This is a genomic window from Pedobacter sp. (genome assembly GCF_037719805.1).
Taxonomy (GTDB): domain Bacteria; phylum Bacteroidota; class Bacteroidia; order Sphingobacteriales; family Sphingobacteriaceae; genus Pedobacter.
On sequence record NZ_JBBJLZ010000001.1, the window covers coordinates 601,547 to 619,675 of the forward strand.

Below are 18,129 nucleotides of genomic sequence, written 5' to 3' on the forward strand. Positions count from 1 at the left end.
ATATTCAATGAAAGTAATTAAAGTAGGCATCTTAATATCGTACGACTACGAGTATGCCAAGACATTATTGCCGTTGATTTATGACCATGTAGACGAAATATACTTCGCAGTTGATGTAGATAGGTTGACATGGGCAGGGGAGAAATTTGAGATCAAAGAAGAGTTTTGGAGTTGGGTAAGTGATTTTGACGTTTCAAACAAAATAACAATTTATCAGGATAAGTTCTATCAAGCAGACCTAACAGCAATGCAATGCGATACACGGGAGCGGAATTTACTGGGTAAGCAGATGGGGATTAGTGATTGGTATCTGCAAATTGATTCTGATGAATACTTTGTAGATTTTGCAGCATTTGTACAAAAGCTACTTGCGTATAATCCAAAAGGGCCTGTAAGTATAGATTGTAGAGTTGCAACACTATTTAAGAAAGTGGAAAATGGCTTTTTGATTATCTCGGAGTCTACTGAAAGCTTAAGCTTTGCAACAAACAATCCCGTTTATGATTTGGCAAGAGATAATGAATCTGGGAATGTTACTGAGGTTTGGGACGATTTGGTACTTCATCAAAGCTGGGCCCGTTCGCCAGAAGAGATTTATTTAAAGCTACGCAACTGGAGTCACAAAGATGACTTCAATACAGGCAGTTTTTATAAGCTCTGGAATGCCATTGATGAACATAATTCTTACGCCTTAAGAAACTTTCATCCGCTAACGAAGTCTGCGTGGCCCAAGCTTAGGTTTTTTAAAGGGACAATTGATGAAATTATTAGATCGGAGTCTCTTAAGCGTATCCATCTTTCAGACGAAATACCAGCAGTTAAAAAGTCAGTATTCTCCCGGGTGTGGAAGGAAATTAAAAGCAAATAGCCTTATCTAAAAGCGTTTAGAGCACTTTTTAATTTGAAAATAGCTAAGTTAATCACCTTAAATGGCCCGAATAAATTTCTACAACTTATTTTATAATCATCTACCATCTCCTGTGAGTAGGGTTTTATCAAACTTTCTTCAACGTAGCGTTGAGTCGACATATCAAAATGTGATAAGATTAACTGCTCCAAACTCTTTACTATTTTCTGCGCTTTGTAGTCCTTTGCGATCTTAAGTTTAGCATTAACGGAGAGTTTTTCTTTTGCAGATGGTGTTTTGTATAAATATCTAAGGGCGCCCGCTATTGCAGTTTTACTTCTCTTCACCACGATGCCACTCTCTTCATTATTCATGAGTTCAATTTGGGCGTTGTCTCTATCTTCCGTGCTAATGGTAACAACAGTCGTTCCGACTGTCATCGCTTCTGCTATCACCATTCCGAAGCTTTCTCCAATTTGACTGGCAGCCAAAAAAACGTCCATGGCTTTGTAGTAAATAAGCAGTGTCCTTAAATCTGCAGTGTTCTTAAGGATCACCAATTTGTTCGTGATTCCAAGGGAATTTGCATGAGCGATCATCTCTTCTGTTGCACCGACCAACAAAAATCTTGTGTCGGCTACCTTCGCCGCAAATTTAGCATAGCCAGTTAAGGTGATAAGATCAAACTTATTATTGTCAGGCCTGCCTATGCGCCCAACAATAAAATTGTCGTTCAGGTTATACTTTGATTTAAATTCCGTAACCTCCTGATCAGATGGGAGCAGCCTGTTAATGCTGTCGACATCAACCGGGTAAGGGAGTGCTTTTCGTTTAGTGATGAAGTTGACTGGTAGGTTTTTGTCTAACGCCATTCTTCTTACCAATATCATTTTAGATATATAAAGGTCATAGTCGATCAAGTCGTAGAGTGGCGAGGGCTCGTAGATTCCAAACACATTAGTTTGAATGACTAATCTGGGTTTATGATGCTGTAACAGCTGAAATAGCTCCGAATCTAATGCACCTCCACCATGCCAGTGGATCACATCTGTTTGTTGGATGAGTGTAGTTAATTCACCAAAATTGCCGTTCAACACCACTACTTCAATACCCATATCTCTAAGTAATTGAACTCGCTCTCCTCCTTTAAGTAAACTAACAACAATAACGTCGAAGTATTCTTTGTCAATGTATTTCGCAAAAAGCTGCAGTGCATATTCTGTTCCGCCTAACCCAAGCTGGTTTACAATTTCCAGTATCTTTATCTTTCCCATTTGATTTCTTACAGACTAACGCCTAGTTCCTTGAATATTGGTTCCCAAAAGTTCAGGTGTCTATCCCAAGCATGGCAGCCAAATGGCATTGCCCCCTTAGTCAGGCCCAATGCATCACTTGGATTATTTTCGAAAGCAAAGTAAACAGCTGTTTTGAAGTTTGGTATCTTGAGGCGATTTTTATGTCTATTAACTTCAATGCTCCAAAAGACGTCTTCTGCAAACTGGTATTCTTCACGCCCGTTATAAAGGTCTATCATCTTTTCCTCTTGTTTGCATATTGCGTAAAACCTGGAGACTTTTCGTAAAGAAAATCCCCCATTCCCCACGCGGTTTTCAAACTGAATATCTGTTGGGAGATAAGTGCCCGGTTGCGTAATGTTGAGTTTCGTATGAACGTGACGTAGTATATAATTCTTGTATTTTTTTATAAAATCTGGAAATCCGGCGTATCTTAACCAAGGAGCTCCAATATAATCATACCCTTGACTGCACCAATGTGTTAGTTCGTCCTTGAAGACAAAGGCATCTGGTTGATAGATTAACAGATATTCATGGTCAAGAAAAAGTTCGTAAAATGAAGAATGCAACATCAGTCTGTTGTATCCTGTAATATTGGCAAAATATTCATTATCCAGGCTGATCACTTCTGGAAAAGTCATGCTATAGTGATCAAGTGAAAGCTCGTTTGGTTTTATTACAACTATCCGATGGTTGCCTAACATTTTGAAGCACTGCTGGATGGCTAGTTCCTCCAGATGGTTAATCTGTGACTTATATACTGGGATAACGATAACAGGCGATTTTTTCATTTTAAAATTTACTTAATGCTTTATGATATACTTTTATTGTCTCGCTTGCTGTTTTCTCCCAAGTGAAATTTTGTGTCTGAAGATGGCCCTTTTCTTGATATTCTGCTCTTAAATCGCCATTATTCCAGATCTCGGAAACCTTTTGTCGCAAATCAGCATGGTCATTCAGTTCAAAGTAAATACCTGCATCACCTGCTATCTCAGGGAAGGAGCTGTTATTTGTTAAAATTACAGGACAACCTGCAGACATCGCTTCTAAGATAGGTATGCCAAAGCCTTCATATTCTGAAGGAAAAACAAAGCACCTCGCGTTCTCATAATAGGCTTTAAGCTCCGAGTCCTTAAAGTTTTGCTGGATTATACGTGAGGAAATGCCAAACTCTTCAAACAGAGATAATTCTCCTTCATCAAATTCATTACCCCCTGCACAAACTAGGTGTAGATCATTAAATTGGTGAAACAACTGCGAAATTGCTGTTATAAAGAAAGTGAAATTCTTATAAAGGGATCTGTTACCTACGAATAAGATATAGTGACTTGGTAGTCCAATTGGGACAGCTACGGAATCACTGAATTGATGCGCCAGATGCACCACGTCAATCTTGTCTTCTGAAATCTCGGGATATATGCTTAGGATGTCGTTCTTGGTATTCTCAGAAACTGCGATTATCCGCTTTGCCTCAAAGATGAGTTGTTTTTTATTGTGCATTGTGTCAGGATCATCTTCAAAATATTGAGGGTATAGTTCATGGATCATGTCATGTACCGTAAGGACGAACGGTTTTTGTTTCAAGTGTAACAAAAAGTACGGATCGTAATAAGTAGGCACGAATAAATCAAAGGACTGTTGTTGCAGCAATTTAATTGAATGCTCTTTATTTTTCTTTTTCAGTTTCCGCGGAAGAAAGGCTCGAAATAGCGTACCGTACCTTATAAGGAACTTGTTTTTATTCTGATAGCTAGTCGGGTAAAAACTACTGTTAAGGTAATATATATTATCTGTGTATAGTACTGGAAAGTGGAGATCTATATCTTCTTCCTCTTTAAATCGAACACATAGCTCTGTAAAATACCTGGATATTCCACCGAATTCTTGTGTCGTGAAGATTTGAGGATCAATAAGTAGTCTCATCATTGCGATTTTTTTTCGGGATAAAGAGTAATAGTATTTTCATAAACACTTTAAGAATTTCCCATCCCAACGGACGTTCTTTAATTCGCAAAAATTGCTTAACGCGGCGTTGTTTAAAGAGTGATATTTTTGCATAGTCTGATAGGAATGCAGGGAAATGTTTTTGTAATACAACATCACGTTCTGCATACATCATTACATAATTGTTTGGGTCTGAAGAGAGCCCGGTGCCATCATACAAGCTAACTATAATGGGCAGATGTTTATACGTTATATTGGCCTTGCAGACCGAATAGATCAAGAACTCCCAATCTGATACGATTTTGAACTCTTCATTATAGTAGAATATACTGGTAAAGAGCTCTTTTTTGATAAAACTAGCTTGATGCGGTAGATTCTCCGTAAAAAAGAAGTTAAAGGTTAGTACATCAGGCGAAGTGATTTTTCTTGTTTTTGTGCGCTCCTGAAAAAGGATGTCTCCAAAATATAAGTCTTTACTTCCGTCAATTTCATAATTCACCTGTTGTAGTACGTTATTGTCGTTTAAAGTGTCGCCACTATTTAAGAAAAGAATATATGCACCGGTAGCCATCTTTATGCCCTTGTTCATCGCATGATAAATACCGTTGTCAGCTTCGCTTATGTATTTAATTCGATCTGCATATTTGATTAATACTTCTTGACTACCATCATTGCTACCGCCGTCAATAATTAGAAATTCATAATCCCCAAAGCTTTGATTAATTACACTTTGAACGGTCTTCTCTAAACCCTTTTTGTCGTTGTAATTAACGGTAACTATTGAAAATTTATTAGTCATTTCGTTTAGTGGTCTTCTCTCTGGTAAGGGGCTTTAAAAAATGCTAATTTATCGAAAATAGCACAAACGAACGCATCTGGATTTTTCCATGATTATGGTTATTCAATATGTACTTTTGCGAAGCTACTTTTCAGTAGTTGTTATATAGTATGAAGAAAGTTGCAATCATTGTCCAGCGGTATGGTATTGAGATAAATGGCGGTGCTGAATATCATGCAATGATATTGGCGGAGCAATTAAATACCGTCTACGACATAGATGTGCTCAGCACTTGCGCGCAAGACTATCATACTTGGGCAAATGAATATCCGGAAGGAAGTTCTGTTGTAAATGGTGTTAAAGTACACCGTTTTACGGTAAATCATATGCGGAGTAAAAGCAAAGTTCATTCATTGCTTAAAAAGCTTAATAAGCGGACGCTCTTACAGCAGGGATTGAGACGCCTTGGGATCTTAGAGAAAGTGGAGAGATTATTATCTATACCCGATAACTTTAAAGAACTGGGTGATGAATGGTCGAAACAACAAGGACCATTTGCACCGGGATTGATCAACTATCTACAGGAAAATGAATACAAATACGATGCACTTATCTTCTTTACTTATCTGTATTATCCTACGTTCTTTGGCTTAAGAATAGCTCCTCATAAATCAATTTTGATCCCGACTGCCCATGATGAACCTGCCCTTACGCTACCCGTTTTTCAGGAGTTTTTTCAGCTACCCAAGGCAATACTTTACAATACTAGCGCAGAGCAGAGACTGATACATGAACGCTTTAATAACAGCAGAATTTATAATGATGTTGTGGGAATAGGCATTTCTCCTTCCAATGCCGATACTCATATTGATCCGATAAAAGTTTTGAAGTCGGATGCACCATACTTTATCTACATAGGCAGGATAGACCCAGGGAAAGGTAGCGACGTCATGCTTTCACATTTCATAAAATATCAAGCAGATGTTAATAAGGAGATCAAGCTGGTTTTAATTGGAAAATCTTCTATGCAGATTCCTCAGAACAAGGATATTATACACCTTGGATTTGTAGCGGAAGATCTGAAACTTGCGATGCTTCAAGATGCAAAGGCGCTTATTGTGCCATCAGAACATGAGAGCCTATCGCTGGTAACTTTAGAGAGCCTTGCGAATGGGGTTCCGGTCATTGTGAATGGTGCGAGTGAAGTTTTGGTTAACCATGTAGAACAAAGTAACGCTGGCCGTATATTTTACGATTATAACTCTTTTTCGGAAGCGTTGACTTACTTTTTAGAGGAAAATAATAAGCTAGGTTCTATTTCTGAGCTAGCCAAAGCATATGTAATTACTAATTACAGTTGGAAAGCCGTTCTGGAAAAGTTTACTAAAGCAATAGATTATGTATCAAGATAATTTCTGCAGCGTTTCGCGATAGACCTGTAGGTAAGCGAGTGCACTTTTATTCCAATTGAATTGACTGGCATGCTCTATTATCATTTCTGTTCTATCATTATTGTTGAAATCATCCATTCCTTTTTTAAATGCAGAAACCATATCCTCTGAATTAAAGGAACTAAAATAGTATGCCGCAGTACCCCCTATTTCAGGCAGGGATGTAGCAGTTGATAGAAAGACCGGTTTACCAAATCTCATGGCTTCAATTGGAGGAATACCAAATCCTTCTGCGATAGAAGGAAAAAGAAAAGCCGTACAGTGTTGATAATACCAATATTTATCATCCTCTGAAGTTGCTCCAAGGACTTTAATCCTGTCTGCTACGCCCAGTGCTTGCGCTTCAGCCATTATTTTATTTATATAGATTGGATCTGGCTTGCCAGCAAGTAGCAGCTCATAATCATTGTTCTCTAACAGTGGGATTAATACATGAAAATTCTTCTTAGGATTGACAGTGCCTAAAGCGAAAAGAAAAGGTTTATCTGGAATGTAGCTTGGTTTGGTGCTTAAAGACAATATTGGCTCCGCACAACCATTGTAAATAACAGTAATAGGTTTAGTTCCAACATTCAAGTGCTGCAAAATCTCTGATTTTGTAAAGTTTGATATTGCAACGATGTGATCGCATAAGTCAATATTTCTTTGATGCTTGCGTAAATATTTGCTAACCTTTGCAGGTGATTTTTCTTCATGTAAGAAGTTTAAATCATGAATGGTTAACACCCGCTTTATCTTCCTGCTTTTTGGAATGTATCTGGAGAGTTGATACGTTGTATGCCAAATGTCAATGTCATCGATTCGTGGGAATATAAACTTCTGCAAACTATTCTGATTAATAAACTTATCGCCGGTCTCAAAATGTTGCTGAAGAGAGGGATTTAAGTAGAAAGATAGCTCATCTGTCTGGCCTTTGAGGCGTTTTAATGCAGTGCCTAGTTGTCGACAATATTCAAATAAGCCGGTATGGCTGTATTTCATTCTTTCACAATCCAGGGCAATTCTCATCTTGTCGGTTTATGTTTAGTCAATAAAAGACTGCATGTCAATCAACTTCCTATATAGGCCATTTTTTTGCAGCAGTTCTGCATGTGTTCCAACCTCTATTATTTGTCCTTTGTCGATCACTAAAATCTTATCGACGTGCTTGATAGTGCTTAATCGATGGGCGATGATCACGGATGTTCTGTTTTCCATTAATCTGTTTAATGCATCCTGTACTAATTTCTCGGATTCTGTATCCAGTGCAGAAGTCGCCTCATCCAGTAGCATGATCGGAGGATTAGCCAACACTGCTCTTGCTATGCTTATTCTTTGTTTCTGACCACCTGAAAGTTTATTTCCTCTATCTCCAATACTGGTATCATAACCGTTTTCAGTATTAAGGATAAACTCATGCGCATTAGCTATTTTGGCAGCGGCAACAACTTCTTCGTAAGTGGCATCAGGTTTTGCGAAGGCAATATTATTAAAAATAGTATCATTGAATAGGATGGATTCCTGTCCTACATTTCCCATTAGTCTCCTCAGGCTGTCTGCTGCGACATCAATTAAATTGTGATTGTCGATTAAGATTGCACCGGATTTAGGGTCATAAAACCTTGGAATGAGATCCATAATGGTACTTTTCCCGCCTCCGGAAGGCCCAACAAGCGCTACTTTTTCTCCTTTGTAAATCGTAAAATCAATATTACTTAATACCTCTCTTTCTCCGTAACTAAAGCTCACATTTTTAAATGTAAGTGTGTTATGGAATCCCCCAAGCTCAATTGCGTTCTCTTTATCCTGCATCTCTTGTTTAGTATCAATTAGATCTAATACGCGAACTCCAGCTGCTATACCGGAATGAATGGTACTAAAAGAGTCTGACAAGGCCTTAACTGGTTGCATAACTTGTGAAAATGTGGCTAGATATACTAAGAATTTAGCCGGCTCCAGGCTCCCTGTTTCGTTGCTTAAAATCATGGTTCCGCCATACAATACTATAAAAACGACGACCAACACGCCAAGACTTTGCGAGACTGGAGATGCGAGTTGCTGACGGCGGGCCATTTTTTTACCCAGATTAGAATAGAAAACGTTTTCCTGATGGAACTTGTCTTTAATTCTTTGTGTTGCATTGAAAGCTTTTATTATTCTTACACCGCCAAGTGCTTCATCTAAGAAGCCAATCATCTTAGCAAAACTTTCATGAGACTCTTTTGCTTGTTCTTTTAAACGCTTAACGATTTTACTAATAATAAATCCTGACACCGGAATAACCAGTAAGGCAAACAGCGTCAATTTAACTGAAATTGAAAGTAACACAGCGATCCAGAAAATCAATTGCAAAGGTTCTTTAAAGACGACCTGCAATGTGCTGGTGACCGTTCCCTGAACAATCTGAACATCGGAAGCAACTTTTGAGATAATATCCCCTTTCTTTTCGTTGCTAAAGTACCCAATGTGTAGATTCATTACGTTGTTAAAAACCGTCTTGCGAAGATTTAGCAACGTATGGACTCTTAGATCTTCCATAAAACGTTGCGACAGGTAGCGAAAGAGATTGGAGAGAAATACGGTTACTACGATGAATCCGCATACCAACTGGAGCGTATAGATCGTGCCTCTTGTACTGATTGACTGCTTGATAAAATTGCTGAACCTGGCAATAACGTCAAATGTGGAAGCTTTTTCCAAGCTGGTTGGCGTGGCGCAAGCTTCCTTTCCAACCGAGAAGATGGTTTCAAGAAGTGGGCCTAACAACGTGAAAAGAAAAGTATTAAAAAATATAGCGAGGATAGTAACCAGTACGTATGGTATCGCGTATTTCTCTATGGGTTTAGCAAATGATAATAAACGGAAATATATTTTCATTAAAAAATTTGAAATTTATCAAAGGTACGGAATTACAATCACCTAATAGATTTGATAGTTAGGCACTGACTATCGGTACGTAAATCTATTGTCATTTAACAATTTTATAGTTCTTGTATTCGAAGAGCCGAAGACCTAGCTTCATTTCGATCCACTGCAGCAGTTTTTTTTTAATGCTTCTATTGATCTCTAATTTAGAAGGATCGATACTAAACTTCCAATTGGCTTTCTCAATTCGAGGAAGCATTACTGCTGGGGGACCTTCAGTAAACCTGGTAAGTTTGTCTGCGTTGCCATAATCAAAGGTTTCCGGCGTAGGCGAATATTCAGGAATAAAAGAGTCGTAACGATAGTACTGATTAAAATTATTCATTTTCAAGCTTATTCCTTGTGGCGGCTTTACCCATCCATAATGATAGATATAAGCATCAATTAGTTTAACTTTTATCTTACGGTTATCAATTCTGAAACCTTGGGCATCTTTGTAAGATCTGATTCCTGGTAGTCTTTTTAAGAGTCGGATCTCTCTACGGTACCACCGTCTAGATTCTGCCACAAAATCATAAGAGCCATAGAAGTGTTTGTATTTCAACAACAGGCCCTCAATGTTTGAATCATCTAAATTTTCCAGCATTTCATTTTTTATCAGGGGCAAGTATTTTTCATGAACACATTCATCCCCCTGGATGTAAAAAGCCCAGTCAATATTGTCTGAAATTGCATTAAAGGCAATGTCTGTTTGTTGTGCAAAGATGGTTCCACCTACCCTCAATTCGGTATCCCAAACTGTTTCAATGATTCTGATTTTCGACGAATTGATGCTTTTAATCAATTGCAATGTTTCATCTTCGGAATCTCCAACAGCGATCACGAACTCATCACATAGTGGCAATATGGAATTAATGGCTTCGACGATTGGGTAGTCATTTTTAACCGCATTTTTTATGAAAGAAAAACCCGCAATTTTCATGTAGTTTTGTTAAGAAGTAAGTTTTTCTGTTCTATTTTTTTAACAAATATAAAGTTATTGATGACATCGGCCGGGGAGTTATTAGATGAAATAAAGAAAGGAAATTTTTTATCCATAGCCCGTGCGTTAACTATCGTTGAAAACGAACTTACTCATAGCGATGAAATTTTGCGGTCACTAACTTTTACCAAGCCCGTAAAAGTTCTCGGGGTGACAGGTCCGCCAGGGGCCGGGAAAAGTACGCTGGTCAATGCGATGATAGGCCAGTTTCTTCTTGAAAATAAAAGCGTTGCTATCTTGGCAGTTGATCCGACATCACCCTTTAACCTGGGCTCGTTGCTAGGTGACAGAGTTCGGATGTCTTCCCATTTCAATCATCCAAACGTTTTTATCAGGTCGGTCGCGACAAGAGGATCTTTAGGAGGTCTGTCTGCAAAAATAATTGAAATGATTGATTTGCTCAAAGCCTCGGTTTTTGATTATATAATTATAGAAACTGTAGGAGTGGGACAATCTGAAGTCGAGATTGCAGGCCTAGCAGATAAAACGATAGTTCTTTTAGTTCCAGAATCCGGTGATGAAATCCAACATTTAAAGTCGGGGCTTATGGAGATAGCAGATGCATTTATTGTAAATAAGGCAGACAGGGAGGGCGCAGACACCTTTACAAATACTTTAATCAAAATGTTGCACGGACGCCCTGAACTTATACCTGTGTATAAGACGGTTGCTCATCAGGGTCTTGGGATAGAAGAGGTAACAGAATGGATAACAAATGTTGCCACTACGAACACCAAAAAAGCGCATTTATATGCGGATAAAGCTTTTAAATTGATTCAAGTAATAAGGATTAATGATATCTCGAAAGAAGATCTATTTAGGCGTATTGAAGAGCGCTATCTCGAACCTGAGTTTAATCTTTACGCTTTTGTGCAAGATTTTCTGGCTTCAATACGGAAGAGGTAAGCTGCTGGGTTTTCCAATGATCTTCCCGTTTATTGTAAAGGAAAAATTTCGATAGTTTGTATTTGAATTTCATTTTATTATTATACTCGGGGGGCAGTACTCTATGGAGGACATCCGGATTATCCAACAAACATTGCTGAACAGCATTTGTATATACAGTTGGGCCGGTCATATGGTGCACATTATGTGGGTGTTTATTTAACCTAATGTTCTCAAACATTAATTCAAGCGTTTTCTTTAAGAAAGGATGGCCTGCGGCATAAATTAGCGCCCATTGAATATAGCATGGGGAATTATTTTCTATTGATATTACAGCTACGTCATCGGGAAGAATCAGGTCCTTTAGTTTGCCGGGTATACTGCTGTCGATATCCAGATAAACGCCCCCCTTTATATTCAGAACTGCATATCTGAAAAAGTCGGCCTTAGCAGCACCAATTTGGATTTTATCGTAAAGTGCCAGAACTGATGAACTATATTCTGTTCTTAAAAATTGTCTGATTCTTTCATCATCATAAAACTCATAAGTAAATTCAGGATTGTTTTTTCTAAATCTGGAAATGTGCCATCTGGTGATCCATGGCAGGTTTTGGCTTTTAAAGGTTTGATGTATGATGTTGGGAATTGCCATATCTTAAGTTCTGCTAAAATAACTAAAATGGCTGGTAATTGTTCGTGTACCAAAAACAGGACTTGTGCGCTTAGAAAACATACATCGTTTTTAATTCTTTTTAGTTAAAAAAATTTTGCACTTTGTTGCCTTATTATAATCCAACAGATGTAAGATGCCAAATTCATCTAATTTCCGTTTTTAACTAAATTTGGAACGGTGTTTGTATATGTGTTGGAGAAAATAAAAATTTGTTTAATTTTGCAACACAAAAAAATTAGACAAGTGAAATTTGTTTAACCTTAAAAAAGAAAATTATGAATTATTCTACTTTAAAAAAGAGCTTAGCGGTTTCTTTTGTAGCATTGATGGGAGCAACGACTCTTGCAAGTGCTCAGGATTCCACTTCGACATCTTCATCTGCCAAGGTATTTGGTGGTAGAGGACAGTACAGAACTTGGTCGTTCGGTGTCAATGCGGGTGTTTTATCTCCGTTCATTGCAATCGGCGGTTCAAATGACTTCAGCAACTGGGATCCAACTTTGGGTTACGGTATCTCATTGAGAAAACAACTAGGTCATGCTTTTGGATTAGAAGGTAACATTTTCCGCGGAAAAGTTTCTGGAACTAACCAAGATGCTCCAAATGGTATCGTTAATGGTATCAGAGATTTCGAAACTGAAATCGGTTATTCTGCAGATTTAAGAGGTGTTGTTAACGTTGCAACTGTTGATTTCTTACGTCGCAACAATTCAGTTAATTTCTTCGTTACTGCTGGTTACGGTTTGATCGCTTATGCACCACACCCTAACACTGCTACTGCTGCAACTGATTTCAAAGACAAAGCGGGTGATGAAGGTGATAACAAATACGTAAAAGAAGCTTACATCCCAGTTGGTGCTGGTATTAAATTCAAAGTTTCTGAGCGTGTTTCATTTAACTTAGGTTATACTATGCACTTCATCGATTCAGATAACTTTGATGGTGTTTATGCTAAAGCGACAACTAAAGATAAATTCTCTTACGGATATGCTGGTCTTGAATTCTCTTTGGGATCAAGTGCTAAACCGAACTTGGATTGGGTTAATCCTTTAGCTTTAATGTATGATGAATTGAAAGATCCTTCATTACGTCAAGAAGTTGAAGCATTGAAAAACCGTGTATCTAACGTTGAAAAATCTATCGAAGATTTGAAAAAAGATACTGATGGTGATGGTGTTTCTGATCAATTTGACAAATGCCCTGGGACTCCAGCAGGTACTGCAGTTGATGGTTCAGGATGTCCACTTCCAGTAGTAGCTCCAGTAGCTGCAGTTGGAACTGCAACAGGTTTCGAAACTATCCAATTTGAATTCAACTCATCAGTTTTAAAAACTGACGCTTATCCAACTTTAGATAAATTATCTTCAGTATTGCGTGAAAACGGTGGTAAAGTAGCTGTTAGCGGTTACGCTTCAAGCGAAGGTACTGCTGCATACAATGTGAAATTATCTAAAGACAGAGCAAATTCTGTTAAAACTTACTTAGTTAACTCTGGTGTTAATGCAAGTCAAGTTTCAACTAAAGGAATGGGTGAAGCTAATCCAATCGCTTCAAACGATACTGAAGAAGGTCGTATCCAAAACCGTCGCGTTGAGACTGCTAGAAACTAGAATTTTCTAAAACTATTTTTAAAAGAGGGCCCTTATCTGAGGGCCCTCTTTTTTATTTATACATTTGCAGACGTCATGACGTTATCTCTATAAAGCAATCTTAAAAATATGAATACAGTTATTAATACGAGCAGCGCACCGGCTCCAATAGGTCCGTATAGTCAGGCTGTCATTGCCAATGGATTTCTTTTTTTATCTGGTCAAGTCGCCATTAATCCAGAGAACGGCGAAGTGATTACCGCTTCTGTTTCCGAAGAAACCCACCAGGTAATGCGCAATATTAAAGCACTTTTGCTTGAAGCTGATTATGACTTTAAAGATGTAGTTAAGACCACCATTTTCCTCTCAGATATGAATTTGTTTGCAGAGGTCAATGAAGTTTATGGCTCCTACTTCGAAAGTAATTATCCGGCACGTGAAACTGTGGCGGTTAAAGGTCTGCCAAAAGCAGTTAATGTTGAGATCTCTCTGACAGCATATAAAGGATAGTTCTGAAAACGCCAGTTAAATATTTCTTAGCGGGAATTTTGTCATTTGCTATATGGGGTTTTTTCTCAATACCATTAAGAAACCTTAAGGCTTTCCCTTCCGAGGAGATTCTTTACTACCGGGTATTTGCTTCAGTAGTCTTATTATGGATAGCCATTTTGATTTTTCGGCGTAGATACATTCGCCAGGATATAGAATATTTATGTGGCATTGAATGGAAAGAACAAAGAATGATCCTATTAAAGATGTTGGCTGCCACCATTTTTCTGGTGTTAAATTGGTACACTTATATCTATGCGGTCAACAATGTAAGTCTGCAATCCGCCGCTTTTGCATATATGGTATGCCCCTTGCTCACTGCGTTTGGTGGTTTCATCCTGCTTAAGGAGAAGTTATCAGTATTTAAATTCGCCGCGCTCGGTATTGCTTTTATTAGCATTGTTCTGCAAGCAACCGGATCGTTAATCGAAGTGGCATGGTCCGTAGGCATTGCGTTCTTATATGCACTTTATTTGATTTTACAACGAACGATGCAGCACCTTGACAAGCTAAACGTTTTAGCCGTTCAAATTGCTATTGCAGTTATTCTTATGCTTCCTTTTTACATCACACGACATGGAGCAATTCCGTCGGAGAGTTGGTTTTGGACTAACATAATTGTAATTGCCTTAGTATTCACTATTATACCATTGTTCCTCAGTTTATATGCTTTAATTGGTATACCATCTTCTACCTTGGGAATTATCATATATGTCAATCCAATAATAGCCTTCACAGTGGCTATCCTTTATTTCAATGAAAAGATTGATCCGCACCGGGTGTTCTCTTATTCATTGCTGCTAATTTCTATTGTTATTTTTAATTGGCATCTGATAAGAGGTATATTTACTGCTAAACTAAAAAACGGATAACACGTGTTTGCTTCAACGCTAGATACAAATATTGAGTTTCTAAAAGGTGTTGGGCCAAAACGAGCTGAACTTTTACAAAAGGAGCTGCGAATCTTTACCTGTGAACAGTTGCTTTCTTACTATCCATTTAGATATATTGACCGCACCAAGTTTTATAAGATCAACGAGCTTAGCGAAGAACTTCCATACGTACAAATCTTAGGGAGAATTACTGCTAAAGAAGAAATTGGAGAAAAGCATAAGAAACGAATTGTTGCGAAGCTGAGCGATGAAACCGGTGTTATGGAATTGGTTTGGTTCCAGAGTCTGAAATGGGTGACTGATAACGTTATCAGTGGAAGAGTTTATATTATATTTGGAAAGCCTACGCTTTTCAATGGGAATTTTAGCATTTCTCATCCGGAAGTTGAAAGTTACCCAAGACCGGCTAATGTGGTGGGTAACCTGCATCTACAACCGGTGTACTCGACTACTGAGAAACTTAAAAGGTTTTTACTTGATAGTAGAGGGATACAGAAGCTACAGGCACTGGTTCTTGATCAATTCATATCCGACATTAAGGAAACACTTCCTCTCTATGTATTAAAGAATCTCAATCTTGCGGGCAGGAAACAAGCTGTTTTGAATATTCATTTTCCGCAAGATCTTAGCCTTTTAAAGAGCAGTGAATTAAGGTTGAAGTTTGAGGAGCTGTTCTATATTCAGCTTCTTATGTTACATGGAAAGAAACAGAGGGAATTAAGATTTAAAGGCCACTTATTTCCAGTGGTAGGTGAAAAAGTACACACTTTCTACAATGAATTGTTACCTTTTGAATTAACAAACGCTCAGAAGCGGGTAGTCAAGGAAATTCGACAGGATACGCAACGTGGGATTCAGATGAATAGATTAATCCAGGGTGATGTTGGGAGTGGTAAGACGGCTGTTGCGCTTTTAAGCATGCTGCTGACCAATGACAACGGATATCAGGCTTGTATGATGGCTCCTACCGAAATTCTGGCGCGTCAGCATTATGAATCTGTGGTAACCTTACTAAACTCCCGGCTATCGAATGTTGCTATACTGACCGGTAGTTCTACAAAAAAACAAAGGGTAAAGATTCATGAGGATCTTGAAAATGGCCACATAGATATACTCATCGGGACACATGCTCTTATTGAGGATAAGGTGGTTTTTAAGAATTTAGGAATGGTTGTTATTGATGAGCAACACAGATTTGGAGTGGAGCAGCGTGCGAAGCTTTGGCGGAAGAATATAATACCTCCACATATTCTGGTAATGACAGCTACGCCCATTCCAAGAACTCTGGCGATGACACTTTACGGCGATCTTGATATATCTATCATCGACGAACTTCCAGCAGGAAGGAAGCCTATTGAAACCAAACATTTAGTAGAAGGACAGCGGCTAAGGATGTTTGGGTTTATGAAGCAAGAAATTGCTAAAGGGCGACAAGTTTATGTTGTTTATCCTTTGATTAAAGAAAGTGAAAAGTTGGATTTGCTTCATCTTGAGGCAGGCATTGAACAAATGAGTTATCAATTTCCGTTGCCCGACTATCAGATCAGCATTGTACATGGAAAGATGAGCAACGCGGATAAGGATTATGAAATGCAAAGATTTGTAACTGGGAAAAGTCAGATTATGGTTGCAACAACTGTCATTGAAGTTGGGGTTAACGTTCCCAATGCTTCGGTAATGGTTATTGAAAACGCAGAACGCTTTGGCTTATCACAACTCCATCAGCTAAGGGGCAGGGTTGGACGTGGGGCGGAGCAATCCTTTTGTATTTTGATGTCAGGTAACAAGCTAGGCAAGGAAGGGAAATTGCGCTTAGAAACTATGGTTCGTACAAACAATGGCTTTGAAATTTCTGAAATTGATCTGCAACTCCGTGGTCCTGGTGATTTGTCCGGGACTCAACAGAGCGGAGTTCTTGAACTTAAGCTTGCAAATCTAGCAACCGATCAAGCTATCCTTCAAAAGGCAAGAGATGCCGTGATAGAAATTCTTGCTGAAGATCCGGGCCTGAGTGATCCAAAGAACAGCCTTCTTAAAACTTATCTTGCTAAGCGTTTAAGAGGCATTTCACTAGATAAAATCTCTTAGTTAATCTTCGTCACTTCCGGGTAAGGAACCAGAACCTGAATAAGCACCTTTTCTTATGATCGGTGTCTTCAAATATTTATAAAGCTCATCTAGATGAAGCAAACTGCCATTAGTTAGGTTACCCAGAAAAATGATAACAATGTTTTTCTGCACATCACGAATATAAATGTGCCTGAACCCATGCCACCAACCGGTATGGTATACAACCTTTCTATTCTTTTCACCATCAAATATTCTCCACCCGTAGCCATAGTTAAAATGCCCGTTTATAGCTTTATTATGACCTTTATATGCCGAGTCAAGACTTTGCTTTTTTAACAGCCTTCCATTTTTTAACGATTTATCGTAAAGTACCAGGTCATGTATAGTGCTATATACTCCTTTATCTCCAACAGGGCCATCTAAAAAGTTTTGTACCACTGAGTACCTCCATGTTCGGTCATGACCCACCACATCAACGGGAATTTTTGGATATACAGTCGTTGAATATACGTGGGTATGTTTCATCCCGGCAGGTTTAAAGATGTTTTCCATCATGTAATCTGCGTAGGTCTTGCCCGTTACTTTTTCTATAATTGCAGCAAGTACCATGAAGTTGGAGTTGTTGTAGTGAAATCTGGTATCTGGCTTTGCATATTTGTTAGGTTTATACTCAGCAATTAGATTCATCACATCAAGATTGCTCATTGGCTTTTTCTTGTCTTTCCAAATTCCATCAGTAAAATAGACATAATTCATCATGCCGCTTCTGTGCGTTAACAGCAGCTTTACATTAATTCCTTCGTATGGGAAATTAGGGTAGAACTTTTTCACATCATCCGTAAGCGATAATTTTCCTTTTTCTACAAGCTGCATAATTGCAGTCCCGGTAAATGTCTTTGTAACTGATGCAAGTTCGAATTCGGAATCAATTTTTAAACTGTCGCGATGAAGATAATCGGCCCAGCCTATTGCTTTTTCATAAAGGATTTTCCCATCTTTAGCAACCAGCATGTTGCCGTTGAAACCATACTTTTTGTGTAGGTTATATACAAAATCGGCAATCCACTTATCTCCTTTTGCAGGGTTGTAAGCGATCAGCAAGCTATCTGCTTTGTCGTCATCACGGGTTCTTTCGGTACTTGGTTCGGCTAGAGTTTGATTATTTTTAGCATCGGAAGAACAGCCAAAAAGTAACAAAGAGGCCATTGCAGCCACTAGGATGGTATTGCGGTATATCATTATAGGTAGGTAAATAAAGCCGGAAATTAA

The 18,129-nt window shown here is 38.5% G+C and carries 16 protein-coding genes; 7 read left to right on the forward strand and 9 right to left on the reverse strand.

Translation table 11 applies throughout. The features are described from left to right. Window positions 1–7 precede the first annotated feature (7 nt). A complete protein-coding gene (locus WKF66_RS02765) occupies window positions 8–868 on the forward strand; it encodes a hypothetical protein (RefSeq protein ID WP_489672875.1) in 861 nt (286 codons plus the stop codon). A gap of 2 nt (window positions 869–870) precedes the next feature. On the opposite strand, the gene WKF66_RS02770 is transcribed toward WKF66_RS02765, so the two are convergent. Genes WKF66_RS02770 through WKF66_RS02785 form a run of 4 tightly spaced genes read right to left on the reverse strand, consistent with a single transcriptional unit; the run spans window position 871 to window position 4,885 of the window. Next, the gene (locus WKF66_RS02770) at window positions 871–2,121 is read right to left on the reverse strand and encodes a glycosyltransferase (RefSeq protein WP_489672876.1); all 1,251 of its coding nucleotides are present in this window, start codon (window positions 2,119–2,121) and stop codon (window positions 871–873) included. Between the two features lie 8 nt (window positions 2,122–2,129). Next, window positions 2,130–2,933, reverse strand: coding sequence for a DUF5672 family protein (locus WKF66_RS02775; protein WP_489672877.1), 804 nt, complete (start codon window positions 2,931–2,933; stop codon window positions 2,130–2,132). Window position 2,934: 1 nt separating this feature from the next. After that, on the reverse strand, window positions 2,935–4,068 hold the full coding sequence (locus WKF66_RS02780) for a glycosyltransferase family 4 protein (protein WP_489672878.1): 1,134 nt from the start codon (window positions 4,066–4,068) through the stop codon (window positions 2,935–2,937). Then, window positions 4,049–4,885, reverse strand: coding sequence for a glycosyltransferase family 2 protein (locus WKF66_RS02785; protein ID WP_489672879.1), 837 nt, complete (start codon window positions 4,883–4,885; stop codon window positions 4,049–4,051). Before WKF66_RS02785 ends, WKF66_RS02780 begins: the two co-directional genes overlap by 20 nt. A gap of 149 nt (window positions 4,886–5,034) precedes the next feature. Between WKF66_RS02785 and WKF66_RS02790 the strand changes: the two genes are divergently transcribed. After that, a complete protein-coding gene (locus tag WKF66_RS02790; protein WP_489672880.1) occupies window positions 5,035–6,276 on the forward strand; it encodes a glycosyltransferase family 4 protein in 1,242 nt (413 codons plus the stop codon). On the opposite strand, the gene WKF66_RS02795 is transcribed toward WKF66_RS02790, so the two are convergent. The 3 genes from WKF66_RS02795 to WKF66_RS02805 all read right to left on the reverse strand — a co-directional run bounded on the left by WKF66_RS02795 (window position 6,268) and on the right by WKF66_RS02805 (window position 10,141). Further along, window positions 6,268–7,323, reverse strand: a complete 1,056-nt coding sequence (locus WKF66_RS02795) for a glycosyltransferase family 4 protein (protein WP_489672881.1) — start codon at window positions 7,321–7,323, stop codon at window positions 6,268–6,270. The genes WKF66_RS02790 and WKF66_RS02795 overlap by 9 nt on opposite strands. 15 nt (window positions 7,324–7,338) lie before the next feature. Then, window positions 7,339–9,171: an ABC transporter ATP-binding protein gene (locus WKF66_RS02800; RefSeq protein ID WP_489672882.1), complete on the reverse strand. Its 1,833-nt coding sequence runs from the start codon at window positions 9,169–9,171 to the stop codon at window positions 7,339–7,341. Window positions 9,172–9,262: 91 nt separating this feature from the next. Beyond that, on the reverse strand, window positions 9,263–10,141 hold the full coding sequence (locus tag WKF66_RS02805) for a glycosyltransferase family protein (RefSeq protein WP_489672883.1): 879 nt from the start codon (window positions 10,139–10,141) through the stop codon (window positions 9,263–9,265). A 60-nt stretch (window positions 10,142–10,201) separates the two neighbouring features. Between WKF66_RS02805 and meaB the strand changes: the two genes are divergently transcribed. Further along, window positions 10,202–11,107 (forward strand): methylmalonyl Co-A mutase-associated GTPase MeaB, encoded by a 906-nt coding sequence (gene meaB, locus WKF66_RS02810; protein ID WP_489673331.1) that lies wholly within the window; start codon window positions 10,202–10,204, stop codon window positions 11,105–11,107. Here meaB and WKF66_RS02815 read toward each other — a convergent pair. Further along, a complete protein-coding gene (locus tag WKF66_RS02815) occupies window positions 11,055–11,738 on the reverse strand; it encodes a glycosyltransferase family 32 protein (RefSeq protein ID WP_489672884.1) in 684 nt (227 codons plus the stop codon). The two genes, meaB and WKF66_RS02815, sit on opposite strands and share 53 nt — an antisense overlap. A gap of 296 nt (window positions 11,739–12,034) precedes the next feature. Between WKF66_RS02815 and WKF66_RS02820 the strand changes: the two genes are divergently transcribed. The 4 genes from WKF66_RS02820 (at window position 12,035) to recG (ending at window position 16,878) form a co-directional block, all read left to right on the forward strand. Beyond that, complete coding sequence (locus tag WKF66_RS02820; protein WP_489672885.1) at window positions 12,035–13,369, forward strand: OmpA family protein; 1,335 nt, start codon at window positions 12,035–12,037, stop codon at window positions 13,367–13,369. A gap of 108 nt (window positions 13,370–13,477) precedes the next feature. Continuing rightward, the gene (locus tag WKF66_RS02825; protein WP_489672886.1) at window positions 13,478–13,858 is read left to right on the forward strand and encodes a RidA family protein; all 381 of its coding nucleotides are present in this window, start codon (window positions 13,478–13,480) and stop codon (window positions 13,856–13,858) included. Window positions 13,859–13,860: 2 nt separating this feature from the next. Further along, window positions 13,861–14,769, forward strand: a complete 909-nt coding sequence (locus tag WKF66_RS02830; RefSeq protein ID WP_489673332.1) for an EamA family transporter — start codon at window positions 13,861–13,863, stop codon at window positions 14,767–14,769. 3 nt (window positions 14,770–14,772) lie between these two features. Continuing rightward, window positions 14,773–16,878: an ATP-dependent DNA helicase RecG gene (recG, locus tag WKF66_RS02835; RefSeq protein ID WP_489672887.1), complete on the forward strand. Its 2,106-nt coding sequence runs from the start codon at window positions 14,773–14,775 to the stop codon at window positions 16,876–16,878. On the opposite strand, the gene WKF66_RS02840 is transcribed toward recG, so the two are convergent. Next, the gene (locus tag WKF66_RS02840) at window positions 16,879–18,099 is read right to left on the reverse strand and encodes a serine hydrolase domain-containing protein (RefSeq protein WP_489672888.1); all 1,221 of its coding nucleotides are present in this window, start codon (window positions 18,097–18,099) and stop codon (window positions 16,879–16,881) included. Between the last annotated feature and the right edge of the window lie 30 nt (window positions 18,100–18,129).